Source organism: Corynebacterium callunae, from assembly GCF_046592015.1.
Taxonomy (GTDB): domain Bacteria; phylum Actinomycetota; class Actinomycetes; order Mycobacteriales; family Mycobacteriaceae; genus Corynebacterium; species Corynebacterium callunae_A.
Map to the genome: position 1 here is coordinate 382,914 of NZ_JAWVOB010000001.1, position 16,548 is coordinate 399,461.

Annotated in this window: 14 protein-coding genes; 6 read left to right on the top strand and 8 right to left on the bottom strand. The window is 53.8% G+C overall.

Annotation, left to right across the window (positions count from 1 at the left end; genetic code table 11):
• Window positions 1-30: 30 nt before the first annotated feature.
• Both treY and SFC07_RS01770 read right to left on the bottom strand, forming a co-directional pair.
• Window positions 31-2,538, bottom strand: a complete 2,508-nt coding sequence (treY, locus tag SFC07_RS01765; RefSeq protein ID WP_411206506.1) for a malto-oligosyltrehalose synthase — start codon at window positions 2,536-2,538, stop codon at window positions 31-33.
• A gap of 81 nt (window positions 2,539-2,619) precedes the next feature.
• Entirely contained in the window at window positions 2,620-3,222 is a 603-nt protein-coding gene (locus SFC07_RS01770) for a hypothetical protein (RefSeq protein ID WP_411206507.1), read from the bottom strand.
• A 537-nt stretch (window positions 3,223-3,759) separates the two neighbouring features.
• On the opposite strand from SFC07_RS01770, the gene SFC07_RS01775 reads away from it, so the two are divergent.
• Together SFC07_RS01775 and SFC07_RS01780 are read left to right on the top strand one after the other, a co-directional pair.
• Window positions 3,760-4,161 carry a hypothetical protein gene (locus SFC07_RS01775; RefSeq protein ID WP_411206508.1) on the top strand — a complete coding sequence of 134 codons (402 nt, stop codon included), beginning with the start codon at window positions 3,760-3,762 and terminating at the stop codon, window positions 4,159-4,161.
• A gap of 21 nt (window positions 4,162-4,182) precedes the next feature.
• Window positions 4,183-4,875, top strand: a complete 693-nt coding sequence (locus SFC07_RS01780) for a hypothetical protein (RefSeq protein ID WP_411206509.1) — start codon at window positions 4,183-4,185, stop codon at window positions 4,873-4,875.
• Here the strand turns inward: SFC07_RS01780 and SFC07_RS01785 are convergent.
• Window positions 4,872-6,257, bottom strand: a complete 1,386-nt coding sequence (locus SFC07_RS01785) for an exonuclease domain-containing protein (RefSeq protein ID WP_411206510.1) — start codon at window positions 6,255-6,257, stop codon at window positions 4,872-4,874. The two genes, SFC07_RS01780 and SFC07_RS01785, sit on opposite strands and share 4 nt — an antisense overlap.
• A 235-nt stretch (window positions 6,258-6,492) precedes the next feature.
• Between SFC07_RS01785 and SFC07_RS01790 the strand changes: the two genes are divergently transcribed.
• Entirely contained in the window at window positions 6,493-6,930 is a 438-nt protein-coding gene (locus SFC07_RS01790; protein ID WP_411206511.1) for a winged helix-turn-helix transcriptional regulator, read from the top strand.
• A gap of 93 nt (window positions 6,931-7,023) precedes the next feature.
• Here SFC07_RS01790 and SFC07_RS01795 read toward each other — a convergent pair whose 3' ends face one another.
• Window positions 7,024-8,742: a CocE/NonD family hydrolase gene (locus tag SFC07_RS01795; RefSeq protein ID WP_411206512.1), complete on the bottom strand. Its 1,719-nt coding sequence runs from the start codon at window positions 8,740-8,742 to the stop codon at window positions 7,024-7,026.
• A gap of 228 nt (window positions 8,743-8,970) precedes the next feature.
• On the opposite strand from SFC07_RS01795, the gene SFC07_RS01800 reads away from it, so the two are divergent.
• Window positions 8,971-9,336: an MBL fold metallo-hydrolase gene (locus SFC07_RS01800; protein ID WP_411206513.1), complete on the top strand. Its 366-nt coding sequence runs from the start codon at window positions 8,971-8,973 to the stop codon at window positions 9,334-9,336.
• Here SFC07_RS01800 and SFC07_RS01805 read toward each other — a convergent pair.
• The 3 genes from SFC07_RS01805 to SFC07_RS01815 form a co-directional block, all read right to left on the bottom strand.
• Window positions 9,254-10,099, bottom strand: coding sequence for a hypothetical protein (locus tag SFC07_RS01805; RefSeq protein ID WP_411206757.1), 846 nt, complete (start codon window positions 10,097-10,099; stop codon window positions 9,254-9,256). The two genes, SFC07_RS01800 and SFC07_RS01805, sit on opposite strands and share 83 nt — an antisense overlap.
• Window positions 10,100-10,568: 469 nt before the next feature.
• On the bottom strand, window positions 10,569-13,298 hold the full coding sequence (gene glgX, locus SFC07_RS01810; protein ID WP_411206514.1) for a glycogen debranching protein GlgX: 2,730 nt from the start codon (window positions 13,296-13,298) through the stop codon (window positions 10,569-10,571).
• A 6-nt stretch (window positions 13,299-13,304) separates the two neighbouring features.
• A complete protein-coding gene (locus tag SFC07_RS01815; RefSeq protein WP_411206515.1) occupies window positions 13,305-13,850 on the bottom strand; it encodes a TetR family transcriptional regulator in 546 nt (181 codons plus the stop codon).
• A gap of 126 nt (window positions 13,851-13,976) precedes the next feature.
• On the opposite strand from SFC07_RS01815, the gene SFC07_RS01820 reads away from it, so the two are divergent.
• Together SFC07_RS01820 and SFC07_RS01825 are read left to right on the top strand one after the other, a co-directional pair.
• Window positions 13,977-14,636, top strand: coding sequence for a hypothetical protein (locus SFC07_RS01820; protein WP_411206516.1), 660 nt, complete (start codon window positions 13,977-13,979; stop codon window positions 14,634-14,636).
• A gap of 131 nt (window positions 14,637-14,767) precedes the next feature.
• Window positions 14,768-15,406: a hypothetical protein gene (locus SFC07_RS01825; RefSeq protein ID WP_411206517.1), complete on the top strand. Its 639-nt coding sequence runs from the start codon at window positions 14,768-14,770 to the stop codon at window positions 15,404-15,406.
• Here the strand turns inward: SFC07_RS01825 and SFC07_RS01830 are convergent.
• Complete coding sequence (locus SFC07_RS01830; protein WP_411206518.1) at window positions 15,403-16,533, bottom strand: YbjN domain-containing protein; 1,131 nt, start codon at window positions 16,531-16,533, stop codon at window positions 15,403-15,405. The genes SFC07_RS01825 and SFC07_RS01830 overlap by 4 nt on opposite strands.
• Between the last annotated feature and the right edge of the window lie 15 nt (window positions 16,534-16,548).

Genomic DNA, 16,548 nt, shown 5'->3' on the forward strand with positions numbered 1-16,548 from the left:
GGTAGCGGGCACGCAGCGTAAGAGAGCAAACTAAAACTCCGTTTCGGGCAACAAAACCAACAGGGCAGTAGGAAGATTCTGGAAAAGCTCGCCAGCAGGAACCACTCCGCTATAGCGGCGGCCACTAAGACGATCCAACCAGGTGCCAGCGGGCAGGGTAACGGTGGTATCAAACCATCCACCACGGTGCTTCAAAATCAGCGGGCGACGGGTGGCCAGGGCGATGATACTCAAGTGATTGCGGTCGGTGCCACGGGCCATACCCACAATGTGGGATTCTGCGCGGCCTTCACCAAATACGGCCTGGTGATCGCCACCGACAAAACAGCCTGGGAATTCAGCCCGCACGGCCAGTGCTTCTTTTACCACGTGAAGTTTGGCAATATCGGCATGTTCGCGCAGGTGATCATGGAATTCCTGGGTTACCTCATCCCAATTCCAATTTTCCAGCTGCTCCAGCATTTGGGCGCGAGCGGTGTAATCCACAAAGCGACGGTTATCTGGGTCTACCAGGGAATCTTCCATAAATTCCGTACCCTGGTAAGTATCGGGAATACCGGCGCCAATTAGTTGCAGCATTTTGCGTCCCAGGGAGATTTCAATGGCACCAAGATCCAGACGCGAGACAAATTCAGTGATCATGCTCGTGGCGGGTCCGTCGAAAAGCGCCTTAATCCAATCGGATACCGCAGCCTCAAAGGACTCGTTGGGGTCCACCCACGTGGTTTTGACAGACGCTTCGCGAATGGCTTTTTCGGCGTAGTCGAGGAAGCGGCTGCGGAGGGAGTCGGTGATAACACCGTCGGCTGGCCAGATTCCGAGCAGGTTTTGGAAGAGGAAGTGTCCGGTAGCGCCGTCAGGAGCAGGCAAAATGGCCATTACGCGGTTGACCAATTCGGAAAAATCATTGGGCACTTCGGTCAGTTCAATAATGCGGGCGCGTGTGTCCTCGCCACGTTTGGTGTCGTGGGTGGACAGGGTGGTCATGGTCCGTGGCCACAGCACGCTGCGTTCTTCTTGGAGCAGGTGGAACTCAGCTGCGGAGACGCCAAAGCGGCCCGGCGCGCCACCCACTTCCTGCAAGGAGACTAGGCGGGAAGCGCGGTAGAAGGTGGTATCTTCCACACCTTTGGCCATGACGGCACCACAGACCTGCGCAAAGCGAATCTTAGCTTCGCCATTGCCCAACAATGCGGCAGAGATGAGGTCAAGGGCATCGCGGCGGGAGGGGAAGCGCTTGGACATATCGGCAATAACTGAGGCCGTGGTTCGGGACAGGGAGATATAGTCCGCGCGGTAGACCGGCATGGCAGCAACCAGCTCGATGATGGTTTCGCTGAGGTTGTCCTCGCTGACATTGTGTCCGGCGGTGGAGAAGTTATCGCGGCGCATGGCGCGTGCAAGCCTGCGGATTTCTGCGGAGAGTTCGCTTTGGGCAACGCTGCGCTTGAGGTTTTCCTCGGTGGACTGCAAGGCGCGTTCATCCCAGGTTGATCCGGTTTGATTAAGCGCCAGCATAGAGAAGTGATCCTCGGCCTCGCGGGAGACAAACACCCCGTCTAGTTCGCGCAAGGCGTCATAACCGGTGGTGCCATCGACGGATAGACGCGGATCTAGGGGCTCTTCCACGCCGAGGATTTTCTCAATAATCAGCCAACGGTCAGGGCCAATGAGTTCGCGCAGGCGGTGCAAATATCCAAAAGGATCGGAGAGTCCGTCGGGGTGGTCCACGCGGACGCCGTCGATAAGATCTTCTGCCACTAGTTCACGCAACACGCGGTGGGTGTGTTCAAACACCAGGGCATCTTCTTGGCGGATGCCAGCAAGGGTATTCACAGAGAAGAAACGGCGGTAGTTGATCACCCCATCGCGCCAAAACTGCAGGCGGTAGGACTGGCGTTCATAAACTTCCTGCGGAGTGCCCTCATCAGTACCAGGTGCGATGGGGAAGACGTGCTCATAGTAGCGCAGGACTTTTTCTCCGCCTTGGGCGCCACTGCCGGTGCCGCCGGCCTCGAGAGCTTCGCTGCCACTTAGCGTGCCGTCTTCGCCGAGCACATCAAATTCAAGCTTGTCCTCATCGCCCTCAGCGCCCAAAATAGGCATGCCGAGTTTGCCGCCGGAGCCATTGTCGGTGTGCCAGTCAATATCAAAATAGAATTCAAAATCAGATTTTTGACCATTTTTCAGCACATCCCACCACCACTTATTTAAGTGCGGGACAGCAACGCCCAAGTGGTTGGGCACAATATCAATGATGATGCCCATGCCATGTTCATGGGTGGCAGCAGCAAGCTCCCTAAAACCCTCTATGCCGCCGAGCTCCTCATTGATGGAGGTGGGATCAATGACGTCATAACCATGATTGGAATCGGGCATTGAGGTCAAAATTGGGGAAAGATACAGGTGACTTACCCCCAACTTTTTCAAATAGGGAAGTTGTGCCTTGGCCTCGGCAAATCCAAAGGCGCGGCCAGCCTCATCGGCCTGGGGACCACGCATTTGCAGCCTATAAGTTGCAGTAATCGGGCGTGACATAATATTTTCCTCCAGCAATCTTCCGAGCAGCACACAGTTCGCCTTTTGATCCTAGTGAGATCGCTGCGCCCGCGTCGGATGCTAAGCCACCCGCGCCAAAATATTTGGCGCATACGGGGCAGGGAACCCCAGGTGATAACTAAAAAGCTTATCGACGAGTTCCTCCCGTGCCTGCGCTTTAGATTCGGCCTTTGCCCAGGATAGAAGTTGTGGCGTCTCAGCTGAATTAGCGGCAATCGCAATGAGCATATTGGGGTGTGGTGCCAAATAACGCAGTCGCTCACCCAAGCGGTGCTCTAAATGACGATTCAAAATAGTGAAGGTTCGAGGATGGCTTAACCAAGAAGTAATGGGCGCGCCGGGCACCTTAATTTCCAAAGCTGAGGTTTCAATTCCGGTACTAAAATGGGCGCTTCTTAAATCAAGCCGCACACCTACGCCATCCTGAGCTAAAGCTATGAGGTTTTCCGCTGAGATATCCCAGGCCTGGCGAATACTTAAGCCTAATTCCCCCAAGGCCCTAAAGCTGAGTGTTTTTCCGCGGGCACTAAGCCCCATATAGAGCTCCGCCGACAAACTTAGTCGCGCCGGGCTATCGCAAAAGCCGTCATCGCTTAGGCGACAGTGCTTAATCCAGCGGTGGTTGTGGAGCCGTGGCTGAATGTCCCGCAGCAGTCTATTCATGGTTTTCCCCCTCGTTTTTAAAGTCCTTCTATAAGTTTTGGACTGTCAAAAGGGGCGAAAGGTTCCCAGTTTATGGAAATTTTTAATACCCCCGCTTTGAATCGCGGGCGCTTATTAGTGAAGCATATAACTGTTCTATATAAAGGCTATATAAATGGAAAATAATATAAAATATCCTTCTACCAGCATTTTTAATGGGGGTAAGGAAGTTGGCTGTATATAACTTTTTACACCACAAAGGCTGACTTATGTCATAGGTCACATTAGGATTCCGGGCAAGAATCCTTCTTCCACCGCCCACTTAAGGAGACACTCATTACAACCCCGCATTTAGAAGTCTTGCCACCTTCTGACAATTCCTATGCAGACTTCCGCTACTTCTACCGTGATGGAATGCCCCTGCGGCCAGCCCCCAAAACGTCGAACTGAGAAGCCCTCCTGGTCAACTGCGCGCCATACCCTCTTTGATAAATGGCATCACGTGCGTGATGACTGGTCCTATGACACCCCGCAAACCCGGTTGCTTGATGACCACATGTGGCAGACCGACGAATATGGCAACCGCGTGGCAGAAATGTTCCGCCGTGTGGGAGCCAAAAAGCAAGTGCCGATTTTGAACTTGCCCTCAATGAAGGCATCGAGAAGGTCGAAAACCCCGAAGCAGAGTTACTCGCGCTTTTTGAACAGCTGGACAATATCCCTGAGTGGATTGATCTGGAAGCAGCGAAGCGAGGTCGAATCGCTTATTACAACGTCACGCGCATGGCAGAAAAGATTACCTTCGCCTTTGGATATTGGGCCACCACCTTGGAGGATCGCACGTCCTCAGCCACCGGCGAAACCCAAATGTTTGAGGTCAACCCTTTGCAGCGTGGCATCGAAACCGCCAACTTCTTTGTGAACCTGGGTTTGCACGGAGTTTTTGACCGCTTTAGTTAGGGTTTTAAATCTGCAGCGCGGGTGCGCTTAATTCACGCCCAAGCAAATCGTGGTCTGGATAAGTTGTGGGGTCCAGATCGTTATAACGAATATGGTTGGCCTATTAACTCCAGCCACATGATTTCTGGCGAAGGCTGGTTTGCCCTAGTGCCACTAGCAATTGATGAGTTTTTCGGGCGCCAACACTCCGGCAAAGAATGGGATGATGTGGCGATGTACTGGGCTTATGTCCTCTACGTCATGGGCGGGGAAGAACGCATCATTCCCAAAACCGGCGATGAAATGCGCAAAATGACGGATTTTCTCTTCGCCAATGGCGGTCAATCGAGCAAGTATCGCGTGCAGGTAGCCACCTCGTTGATGAATATCTACGAGATGATGGGTGAGCGCGCAGCCTTGGAAGCCCTAGCTGGTGTGTCACTCATTGTTGGTGATGAAGACACCCGCTTTATGGTCAAAGACACCAAGTGGGAATCTTGGGACTGGAGCGAGGTAGCCAAGGAAATGGAAGCTCAAGGCCGTGCCGAGGCTGCAGAACTAATCAAACTTGATCAAGCTCCTGATGCGCAGCAGCGATATCAGGAACGTGCCTTGGAAGGGAACCCACCATGGATGGGTGCGCTGCGTTCCAAAATTGAATGGGCCAAAGAACACGGGATTGATATTCCGAAGAATTATCAATTGCACGATGATTCCGTGGTTGCTCACTCCTAGAAGGGTGGTTGCTCATCCAACCCGAGGGCGCTGAAGAGCTGCTTTTCATCCCAGATCTGAATATCTTGGCCTTTTTCTTTAAGCTCTTCAGCGCGCTTTTGTTTGGAGGTAATGGTCGCCCACTGGCCAGCCACCAAAATGGTGGTTTTCTTGGTGACATTCTTGCCAATCTGCGCGCCCTGATCAGCAATGCGCTGCCACAGCGCTCCCTTTTCATAAGGCTCAAAATCGCCGGTGAGGGTGATGTTGTGGCCATATAACAAGGAGTTTGGATCGGCATCAGGATTAGGGTCCGGGATGACCTCAGGGGTTGCCACCTTATCCCACGGTGCACGACCCCGAGACTTCTTGGGCGCAGCGGCCTTGGGTTCCTCGACGGCTGGAACAACGGCTGCAACTTCGGAGTGCTGCGGGGCGCTCAAGCCAAGGCGACGGCGCTGAACTGCAACATTGGCGCCTGAACGATCACGCAGGACGGGGTAGACCTTCTCATTATCTATGGTGCCCAGAGTGAAACCACGGCTGTGGATGAAATCGACAAAGGAGCCCTCAAAGTCATGTCGGCGAGCCAAAGCGATGGTTATGGCAGCACAAGCGCGGGCATCTTCAGTGGCGTCGTGGTGGTGCTCTAGTTCAACACCGAGGAAGCGTGCAACGGTAGGCAATTTATGGTTTTCCACCTGCAGCTTCTCATTGCGCGCCAGGGTGAGGGAACAGCCGTAGATCATTGAAGGGGCCTCAATGCCGGCTGCTGCGCACGCGCGAGAAAGCGCAGTGAAATCAAATTGCGCATTATGTGCCACCAGGCTGAGATCGCCTACAAAGTCGACCATCTTGGGCAGTAGTTCAGCAAAGGTGGGCTGATCGGCAACCATCTCTGGGGTGATGCCGTGGATTCCGATGTTGACGGGATTAAAGAAGTTTAAAGGCTCAGGTGGGGAGCACAGCCAGGACACTGCTTCTACCTCGAGGCCGTCCTTGTATCGAACAAGGCCAATCTGGCAGATGGAACCCCAATCATCATTGGCGGTTTCCACGTCAAAGCCCACAAAATCCAATCCTGGTACTGGAGCATCAGATTCGGTGGAGGTGGAGCTAAGCGAAGGGGCTTCACCTTGAAGAACTTTGTGAATATCTGCTGCCAGTGCCTGCATCTGGGCAGTTTGGTTGGGGGCGAAGGTAATGGTGGTGTCAGTACCTTCAAGGGTTAAGAAACCACAGGTGAAAGCGGTGGGGTTGTGCAGGGATACACCGGTGATGGCATCCAGGGAGATGGTTTCTTCCTGGTTGCTACTCGAAGACAAAGCGGTCAGAAGTGGGGAATAGGTAACTAAAAGTGTGGAATCATCCAACGTGACAGATGCGCCATGTGCCGCGATCACAGGTGAGGTCCTTTCGGTCTGCGTTAATGAAAACCACCCTACTAGGTGCGGTGGACATAGTTGTGGTTGCCGTATTTGAAAACGTCCGGGAGGGGCGCGTCGAAAAGCAACTTTTAGTTACCACAAATTTAGCTGGATGTAACACAAAGCCGGCCGGGAACGACGCTTTAAGTATCAGGAACCTAAAATTCCATGCCATTTAGGTGGCCACAGAATCAAAGGATAGTGAGCTGAGATGAACACCGAAACTGAACAGAACCTTAATAAGGAGCGCATCCAGGGTGCCACCGTCACCGATATTCGGAGCGCCAAAAGGAAGAATCATGCAGCTGCAACCGGCGATCCCTTTATGAAAAATTGCCCCAGCCGCGATCTGCTGGACACCATTAGTGATAAATGGGCGGTGCTGATTTTGCTGAGTATCGCTGATGGCCCATTGCGCAATGGCGAGATTAAAGAACAGGTTGAAGGTATTACCGCCAAGATGCTCACCCAGCGTCTTGGCGTGCTGATGGAGGATGGATTAGTAACTCGTACCTCTCATCCCGTGGTGCCACCGCGCGTTGATTACCAGCTCACTGAACTGGGTGAATCTGTTATTGAGCCATGCCGTGCCATGTATTCCTGGGCGGTTAATAATGTGAGCGAAGTTGAGGCTTATCGCTCGGCTTAAAATGTACGAACCACGCCCCTGTTTCACCTGCATCACACCCCGTTGAAGAGAGTAATGGGTGGAAACGGGGGCGTTTGTGCGTCGAAAAGCGCCTTATTGGGCGGTGAAAGGCAGCACCAAGCGGGATGGGTGCTCGGCGTCGCGGTAAATCTTGTGGCTGACCGGACGGCCCACCGGCAGGTGGAAGGCATCTGGTGGCAGCAGGGAATTGTGCTCATCCACCAGAGGCTCAGCATTGGGGAGCTCAACGGTGAGCTTGTGGCCAGGTTGGAAAGAGGCCGCAAAAGGATATAGGCGGATGATGTATTCCTCGATCTTGCCCGGTTCCACGTCTACTGCGCGGGTGTGTGGGTGACGGGGACCGCCATAGCTGCTGCGCTCCTCCTCCAGCTCGCGGTGGCTGGCCTTGAGATAGCCGGTGGTGATCAGCTGACGCTTGCCATTGGAGGCGTAGTCCCACAGACGCAGGATGAAGTTGGTGTCAGGCTGGTCAATCTCGGCAAAGATGTGGACGGCACCGGTGCCGATCATCTCGGTGGCTTCCTCCAAAACTGGGGTGGACCAGGAGAGAATCTGCACTTCATCGGTCACGGTGAGGGGAGCCTGGTAGAAGCCGTCCGGAGCGGCGTATTCCGCACCCATGGTTTCTGGCTCGGTGGAGAGCTTGAGGCGCAGGCGCAGGAATAGCTCGCGGTACTCAATTTCCTTTGGTGGCCACTGATCAGCAGTAATGGTTTCGCGGGAGCCTTCCACAAAGACATCCACCTGCGGCTCGTCCATGATGCCATTGTCGATGCCCTTGAGCCAGTAGTCGTACCAGGCGAACATCTTGTCATGTTCTTCAATGAAGGGGCGGGACTGCATCGGAGGGTAGGAGCCGATGGTCAGCTTCTTTGGTCCCTTGACGCGATCAAAAACCTCAATGGTGGAATCGAGGGTCCAGCCACAGCCCTGATCCAGCTGCAGCCACACAGGGATATCAATATTGGAGGCAAGCTCATTGGGATTGCGCTCCTTATACCAAGGTCCATCAAATTGGTTCATCACAATGTCGAACCAAGCTTCGTGGTTCTTGGGGTAGTTCAGGGTGTGAACCAGGTTTGGCCAGGCCTGAATATCGGGATCTGCCAGGCGTTCTTCCACCTTGGCGCGCAGCTCTTCGGGGCTATAGGTTTCCAGCATGCGGGACTTCACGCCATCGGTAAAGGCCCAGCCCGAATCGCCACCGCGACCTTCGCGGGCAGCGCGCGGCATGAACCACATGATGCCGCCGTGGTATGTGGTCTCGTAAAAGTCATAGTGGCCACCAGAGACAAAGATGGCCTTAAGGTGTGGTGGGCGTTCTGCAGCGGCAAGTACCTGCATGGAACCAAAGTAGGAGATTCCCACCATGCCTACATTGCCATCACACCAAGGATGCTCAGCGACCCATTCGATGAAGTCATAGGCGTCTTGGCCAAGTGACACACCGCCGGCATTGTAGTTGCCAATGTGCTCGCCTTCGGAAGCGCCGGAGCCGCGGAGATCGCCAATAACGTGGACATAGTCCTCGGATACGATGCACGCGATATCGCACGCCTCGATGCAGCCATCCCACAGTGGGGAGGGGCGACGCTGTGGTGGGGTGGTCAACGCAAGGGCTTGGAGCTCCTTGCCATAAGGGGAAGGGGCAACCAGTGCGGGGCGAGGCTTTTCGACGTCTGCCTCATAAGCATCAGCGGCGAGTTTAATACCATCGCGCATGGGGATGCTGAGATCTTTGCGGATTCGAATATTTTGGCCACCAGCGTTAAAAAACTTGATGTCGCTCATATGAGGCTCCTTCGTTGGAAAAGTGTGTTTATGCAGGACACGCTCGGTGTTGTGGTGTAGCGCCTAACACAATCTGAAGTGTGCTCTGTTTCATTAAATTGGGTGACAAAATAATATTATTATAATAAAGTGACTTGTGTAAGAGTTTTGGGCTTTAAAAAATGAAAACTAACCAGGTTTCAGACCTAGCATTAAGACCTAAGGGACAAACACGAGAAGGAGAAAATAATGGCTCACCCTGAGGCAGCGCAGGCACAAACGCCCACCCCAATTCACTCTATTTATGCACCCTGGGGCCGTTTTGGCCTTTATACCTTCCTTATTGATGCACCAGAAATGGCACTGGTAGATACCGGCGTTACCGATACCGCTAAGGGCGTTGGAGACGGCCTGGCCAAACTAGGTCGCGATATTAAGGATGTGACGTGGATTTTGCTGACCCACGGCCACATTGATCACCTCGGTGGCACTGTTGCGCTGTGGGAAATGACTGATCGTAAAGCCAAGGTGGTTATCCATCGAGATGACGTGGACTATTTGCAGCGTCGTCGCGCACGTGGAAAATTACCTCAACCTGCGCGCGCACTATATTGATGATCCCGATGCTGAGGCAAAACAAACAGCCATGATGGAACACGCTATTTCTGGCGAGATGTCTCCCGACATCATTGTTACCGGTGGCGAGGTGCTTGATCTTGGGGGAGTGAAGGTGCGGGTTGTGCACACTCCAGGCCATACTGCCGGTTCCGTGGCCTATGTGGTTGAAGGCCAAGAGGTCAGCACCGTAGGTGTGAGAGACAGCAACGCCGGTGGCTTTAGCTGCGCGCACTGCACCTCGCAACAGGCTTTCATCGGTTGCGGTCATACCGGAGGCGGAGGGCAGGGGGACGATGAGGCCGGCTGCTTGGCGGCGTTCAACTCGTGGTACTACCATGCCTTCCGTGATTTCTTTGGTGAAGAGATCAGCGAATTTTTCCGCAGGCCACGGGGTTGGGGGATTGGTCCGTGGGGTGAGGAAGTATCCGCCGAGCATTTCTTCGGGGCCCATGCCGGTGGAGGCGATGTTGTTAACGCCCGTGGTCCGTGCGAGGATTTCCAGCAGATCAAGGGTGAAAGGGAGGTTGCGGCCGTGGAACATGCCTGCGACATCCACGATGGTGCGGCCACTGGCTGCATAAAAGCTATTTAGTTTGTCGCGCAAAATGTTGAAAATTTCAGCGCGGTTGATGGTGATATCGGGTGCGTATTCAGCGCCGGGAAACACAGAAAGCAATGATGCGTGCACAACTGTGGGTCCGAGCTGATCTGCCGGAACAGGGCCGAGGACGGTGTTGACCACGGAAGTGTTGTCGGGCATGGCACGACCTTTCTTCATTGGATCAGGCGACGTTGGATCGCCTGGAGAGCCTGTCATTGGTCGGCAGTTGACGTTGAAGAAACAGTGGGCCAGGAAGCGCTACCTCTGCCGTAGGGGCCGCAGCACTCTGTCTTAAGGATTGTGACCTCTCTAACTCCTTTCCCCTACTTTCACATGTTGTTATAATAAAGTCAACAGATTTAGTGGTGCACCTCACTTAAACTTCTAACTGTGCAGCTCACTTAAACTTCTAACTGTGCAGCTCAGGACATATTTTTAAAGAGGGGTAGGGGTAAAAACGGGTTAGGGCACCCTCGGGTGCCCCCAAAAAATGCTTTTCGACGATTAAAAACTTGGGGTTGGAGCTAATGCATACCCCCAAAAAGCCCGAGAGAAACAACAAGCGGTGTTCAGGAATTAACCTCAACACCGCTTACTAGGCTCTAAAGCAGAACTAAATTACTGCTGATTAGTCGCGTGGGGAATCATAATCATCGGCGCGTGCGGCATCATTGCGCAGGCGCTTAAACTCTTGGGCTTCCGTGCGCTCCGCTGCTTCTTGCTCAGCATTGCCCTCAGCCTCTTCGGCAGAAACCTCTGGCACATCGGCTTCGGTCTCTGCTGCTGGAACTTCCTCCGCTGGAGCTGCTACCTCAGCGTCTGCTTCGGTGTCAGGTTCAGACTCGGACTCGGCGTCGGCCGCTGCAGGAGCTGCCGAATCCTCAGCAGACTCTGTCACCTCTGCGTCGGACTCTGCTGCCTGGGTGGCCTCAGTGGCCTCTGAGACCTCGGTGGCCTCGGTCGAAGCAGAATCAGAGGCAGCTTCCACAGCCTCATTAGCAGCATCACCTGTTGCATCTGCAGCAGCCTGATCCTTGGAGCCATCTCCATGAGGCTGTGCCTGGTGCTGGGCTGCTTCCTCCTCCTGGGTTTCCGCATTCTGTGCAGCTTGGCGCAGGGCTGCTTCAGCCTGTGCTGCTTCTCGCTCAGCTGTCTTAGCTGCTTCTTCCTTTTCAGCTGCGATCTTGGCATCAAGCTTGGTGTAATCCGGAGCTTCAACCTGACGTAGCAGCATGGTGGAACGCGCAGGCACAGTCAAGGTACCGCCGGCAGCAATGGTTAATTCCTCCAGCGGATAACCAATAGCTTCGGTGGTATCAACCAGCAGCTTCCACTTCATACCAAAATGCTCTGGAGGCAGGGTGAACTCGATGGGCTCAAAGTGGGCATTGAACATGAGGATAAAGGATTCATCATGAACCTTTTGTCCACGCTCATCAGGCTCAACAATGGCATCGCCGTTGAAAAAGACCTGCAGAGACTTACCAAAGGCAAAGTCCCAGTCATCTTGAGTCATCAAGGTGCCATTGGGTACCAACCAGGCAATATCGCGATCACGCACATCGCTACCCAAAGGACCACCGGCCAAGAAGCGACGACGACGGAACACCGGGTGGTTGGCGCGAATGCGCAGCAAACGGCGGGTGAAGCTCACCAAATCGCCATTTTCCTCCAACTGATCCCAGTTCATCCAGGCCAGCTCATTGTCCTGGCAATAAACATTGTTATTGCCTTCCTGGGTACGCGCCATCTCATCGCCATGAGCCAGCATCGGAGTGCCCTGGGAAAGTAGAAGAGTGGTCAGGAAGTTGCGACGCTGTTGGGCGCGCAGCTGCCTAATTTCTGGATCCTCAGTTGGACCCTCCACACCACAGTTCCAAGAACGGTTGTGGGATTCACCATCGCGACCATCTTCGCCATTGGCATCATTGTGCTTTTCGTTATAGCTGACCAAGTCATTGAGGGTAAAACCATCATGGGCGGTCACGAAGTTAATCGAGGCGGTGGGGCGTCGGCCGTTATTGGCATAAAGGTCGGAGGAACCGGTGAGGCGAGAAGCAAATTCACCCAGGGTGGCAGGCTCGCCACGCCAGAAATCGCGCACGGTATCGCGGTATTTACCATTCCACTCAGTCCATAGGGGAGGGAAGTTACCCACCTGGTAACCGCCTTCGCCCACATCCCAAGGCTCAGCGATGAGCTTGACCTGGGATACCACAGGATCCTGCTGTACCAGGTCAAAGAAGGTAGCCAAGCGGTCCACATCGTGGAGTTCACGGGCCAGGGTGGACGCCAGGTCAAAGCGGAAACCATCTACGTGCATTTCGGTGACCCAATAGCGCAGGGAATCCATGATCAACTGCAGGGAGTGTGGATCGCGCACATTAAGGGAGTTACCGGTGCCGGTGTAGTCCATATAGTGGCGCTTATCGCCATCAACCAGGCGGTAATAGGCTTCATTGTCAATGCCGCGGAAGGCAATGGTGGGACCCATATGGTTGCCCTCTGCGGTGTGGTTGTACACCACGTCCAAAATGACCTCAATGCCAGCTTCATGGAAGGAACGCACTAGGCCCTTAAATTCAGCTACCGCACCGCCGGGTGCTTTGTTGGCGGCGTAATCGTTATAGGGCGCAAAGAAACCAAAGGAGTTATAGCCCCAGTAGTTGCGCAGGCCAAGCTCGCGCAGGCGATCATCTTGGAGGAATTGGTGCACTGGCATGAGCTCAATGGCGGTCACACCCAAATCCACCAAATAATCAATGATGGCAGGGTGCGCCAAACCGGCGTAGGTGCCTCGAAGTTCTTCAGGAACATCAGGGTGAGTCATGGTCATACCCTTGACATGAGCCTCATAAATGACAGTCTCATGATAAGGCTTGCGCGGGGAGCGGTCATTGTCCCAGTCAAAGAAAGGATTAACCACCACGGACTTCATGGTGTGGTCAATGCTGTCCTCTGTGTTGCGACCATTGGGATCATCAGGATTGGTGATGTCATAGGAGAAAAGCGAAGCGTGGCCATCAAAAGCACCGTCAAAAGCGCGGGCGTAAGGGTCAACCAGGAGCTTGTTGGCATCGCAACGTTGGCCTTGGGCCGGGTTCCAGGGGCCATGGACGCGGTAGCCATAACGCTGGCCTGGTTGCACACCAGGGAGATAGCAGTGCCAAATATGAGCATCGCGTTCTTCCAAATTGATGCGAACTTCATTATTGTTCTCATCAAGAAGACACAGCTCAACACGGTCAGCGATATCGGAGAAGATCGCAAAATTCGTACCCGCACCGTCATATGTAGAGCCCAAAGGATACGCGTCGCCCGGCCATACGGAGTAGTTGTGATCGCTCGTTGTTGTCATGGAACGTCATCTTATATCGCGAATGGCATCTAGACCCACAATGATGATTTGTACCCCAGTGGAAAACCGTTGCTCAAAATCAACTTTTTCACCCTCTTCTCCCGTAAGTTCCTGCAGCTGAAGCTGGGTTTGTTCGGCCAAAACAGCACCTACGACAAAGTGTAAAAGCGTAAAAGCACCAATTTCGTCGGGGGTGTCCAAAGCCCCAGCAATTAGTGTCTCCAATTCAGTGCGCAAGGTCGGACTGCTCAGCGCCGCACTAACTACCTCCGCACCATCGCGGTGGCTGATCATTAGGGCCCTTAACTGTGCGCAGGTATCCTGCGCATTGCGCTTTTCGACGCGCCCCTGCACGTCGGGCTCCAGCAGCGGGGCGAGGATCCGGCGCGCGGTGGCGTCGACAAGCTCTTGTTTGTTCTTAAAATGCCAGTAGAGCGCGCCGGGCGCGACCTCAAGCTGCTTGGCGACGCGACGCATGGTCATATCCGATAGGCCATAGGCGTTGAGGAGAGAAATTGCTGCGTCCGTGATGGACTCTTTATTTAGCTGCACGATTCCCAGCATAATAACAGCCTGGTGCCCACCACTTAAGAAGCTGGATTTGCTAGGGTAATCTGCGTGAAACCCCCGGAATCCTCAAGGTTTCGGGTACGTCGATGAAAAATCAGGAGCAGAAACTTGTCAATTCGTCCTTCCGCTAAGAAAGTCGTTTTCGCTGCTTTCATGGCTGCACCGCTGTTTCTAGCAGCGTGTGGCAGCGATGAGTCCAGCTCTGAGGTTGCATCCTCATCGACCACTACCGCGTCGACCACAGCATCCAGCTCTGCATCTTCCACTGCCAGCTCCTCCACCGCTGCTTCTTCCAGCGCGACCACCGCTCCTGCAACCAGTGCAGCTGCAGAACCAGCAGATGGTGCAGCCCAGCAGGCTGAAATTGAAGCCCTGTCCCAGGAACTTTCGGAAAACCCCATCACTTTTGCTGAACTAGCACCGGTAGAAAATGGCCAGGCTGCATCCCCTGAGGATTCCGCAGCTATTGAGTCCCTCATTCGTGGCGCTTCCCAGGCCACCACCTTGCGTTCCTCATTGGGCTATATGCTCAACAACACCTGCACCCGCGTGCTTGAGCAAAGTGGCGGAACCGGCGCCATTGACCTCAACACCATTCCAGATGTGCCACTGAGTGGCGAGGGCACCGGCACCGTTGATTCTGTATCCGATATTGCCGTTAATGGTGAAACTGCTTCTGCTTGGGTTGTTGCCACCGCTGGTGACCAAACCGATTCTGGTACTCAGCGCTTCCTCCGCGAAGGTGGACAGTGGAAGTTCTGCGACTAATTTTATAAAGGTTTTAGAGCCACAAACCCTGCTAAAAATATTCTTTAGCAGGGTTTTCTGCTGCTCCTTGGGTTCGTTTCCCAGGCGTGGTTTTGGATAGGTCAATATGTACGGGGGTATTCTCATAGCTCATGACCACCTCTGGCGTATCCGTGAACACAAGTCCCTATGAAGGCTATGCAGCTGCTGATGTGGCTGCGCAGCCTGCGCCTCAAAAACCACGGATGAAAATCAATAAATCAGTTGGTGCCTATGCTGGAGCTCTGGCCTTGTCCTTCATACTTTTTGCCATTGGTGGCGTGATCTGGGGTCTGCTTCGACCCACCTACACCGCCTTTGTAGAAGATGTAGAAACCGCCTCGGTAGCAGTGGCGGAAAACGTAGAATTTACCGGCTATGCCTGGTTTACCCTGGCTACTGGTGCTATTGCTGCAGCCATTGCGCTTTTTATTTTCCTTAGGTCTCCGCGCACCCGGGGGCTCCTCATGATGGCGTGGTTGGGTGTCTTAGCAGCAGCTGGCGCGGTAGTCTTCTTGGTGTTTGGAAGTTATGCCTCCACCTTGTTGCATGGGGTACCAGCTGACTATGCCGACGCCATCGGCCAATCATTCCAGGTAGCTCCCACCTTGCAGCCTGGTGTGGCCTTGGCAGCAGCGCCATTTTTATCGGTGTGCATGTACTGGTGTGCCACCTTTGTCACCCCAGAGGATGAGGTGGAGCCTGCGGCTACACCTGAGGAAGCCGCTTCGGCTGAGGCTGCGCAGGTTTAGAAATCCTCCGGCCAATTAACTGCCGTATTGCCCGTGATTTCCCTGCTGAGGGCATCAATAGATGTCAGAATATGGTGAATGGCTAAATCAACATTGCGCTCTAATTGTGCCTTGCTTAGCCCTTCGCCCACGGCAATGGAAAATTCCACCCGTACCTGCAGTCCATCGCCATTTTCATGGCAAAAAGCTTTGGTCAACAGCGCGCGTTCATTGTGCTGATTGCAGGTCATGAACACTTTCATAAAATCGCGAGTGGGATCTAGGCCAGGATCCCAATCACCTTTAATGACCAAGGTTGGGCCATTGTCTAGAACAAATGCGATGAAAATTTCATTGATCCAGGCGCCGAGGAATTGCTCATCCCAGGAAGTGTGGACGATTCCTTTCTCCGCCAGGACCTCATTAACCTTTTCGATGGTCACCTCGTCTACGTGGTGTTCGGCTTCCATGAGTTCGTCTTCCTGCAGGTAATCCTCGTATTCATCGGAATAGCTGTCATCGTCTGGGTCCGCATCTGGGTTTGCATCGGGATCACCATCTGCAAACTCGAAATCAAATTCATCCAACTTATCGTCTTCAGCACTAAAACTCATCGGGACCAATAGGCCTGGGATTTCTTGGGTGCGCAGGATCTCGTCTTGAATGTCGCGAAGTTGATCGCTGCCTGAACCTGCAATGGCTAGATCTGAGAAACGCTCCACCATAAAGTCCACCGCCATCTCGGTAGCAGCCAGCGCCCCTGCGAGAAATTTCTCCAACTGCGCAGTAGTAAGGCCTTCTTCCACATTGAGGCTGCAGCGAAAACGCACCTCAATAGCGCCATCATCGGCCATATTGAGCAGTGCCGCCGCTCCCAGATATTCGGCATTCCACAGCGTAATGGCGCGGGCCAGCTCATTGATGGTGAACATATCCAAAGGTATGCGGATTTGGGAGAGGACAATGAGGCAAAGGCTAGATTCTTCACCAAAATAAACCGTGCTGAAATGCTGGTCCTGGGAAACTGTGAGTCGATCGGATCCTAGCTCAAAATGGTAGGGCAGGGTATGGAAAATGCCCCGCACCCGGTCCAGGTCAACTGGGGAGGGGAGTGCGGAGTCAAAAGCGCTGGAATTACTTTCAGTCACAGGAGGAAAAACGGC

Bases quoted from the DNA above. Each gene is read 5' to 3' on its own strand.
- treY (WP_411206506.1), bottom strand. From the start codon at position 2,538: ATGTCACGCCCGATTACTGCAACTTATAGGCTGCAAATGCGTGGTCCC.
- SFC07_RS01770 (WP_411206507.1), bottom strand. From the start codon at position 3,222: ATGAATAGACTGCTGCGGGACATTCAGCCACGGCTCCACAACCACCGC.
- SFC07_RS01790 (WP_411206511.1), top strand. From the start codon at position 6,493: ATGAACACCGAAACTGAACAGAACCTTAATAAGGAGCGCATCCAGGGT.
- SFC07_RS01795 (WP_411206512.1), bottom strand. From the start codon at position 8,742: ATGAGCGACATCAAGTTTTTTAACGCTGGTGGCCAAAATATTCGAATC.
- SFC07_RS01800 (WP_411206513.1), top strand. From the start codon at position 8,971: ATGGCTCACCCTGAGGCAGCGCAGGCACAAACGCCCACCCCAATTCAC.
- SFC07_RS01805 (WP_411206757.1), bottom strand. From the start codon at position 10,099: ATGCCCGACAACACTTCCGTGGTCAACACCGTCCTCGGCCCTGTTCCG.
- glgX (WP_411206514.1), bottom strand. From the start codon at position 13,298: ATGACAACAACGAGCGATCACAACTACTCCGTATGGCCGGGCGACGCG.
- SFC07_RS01825 (WP_411206517.1), top strand. From the start codon at position 14,768: ATGACCACCTCTGGCGTATCCGTGAACACAAGTCCCTATGAAGGCTAT.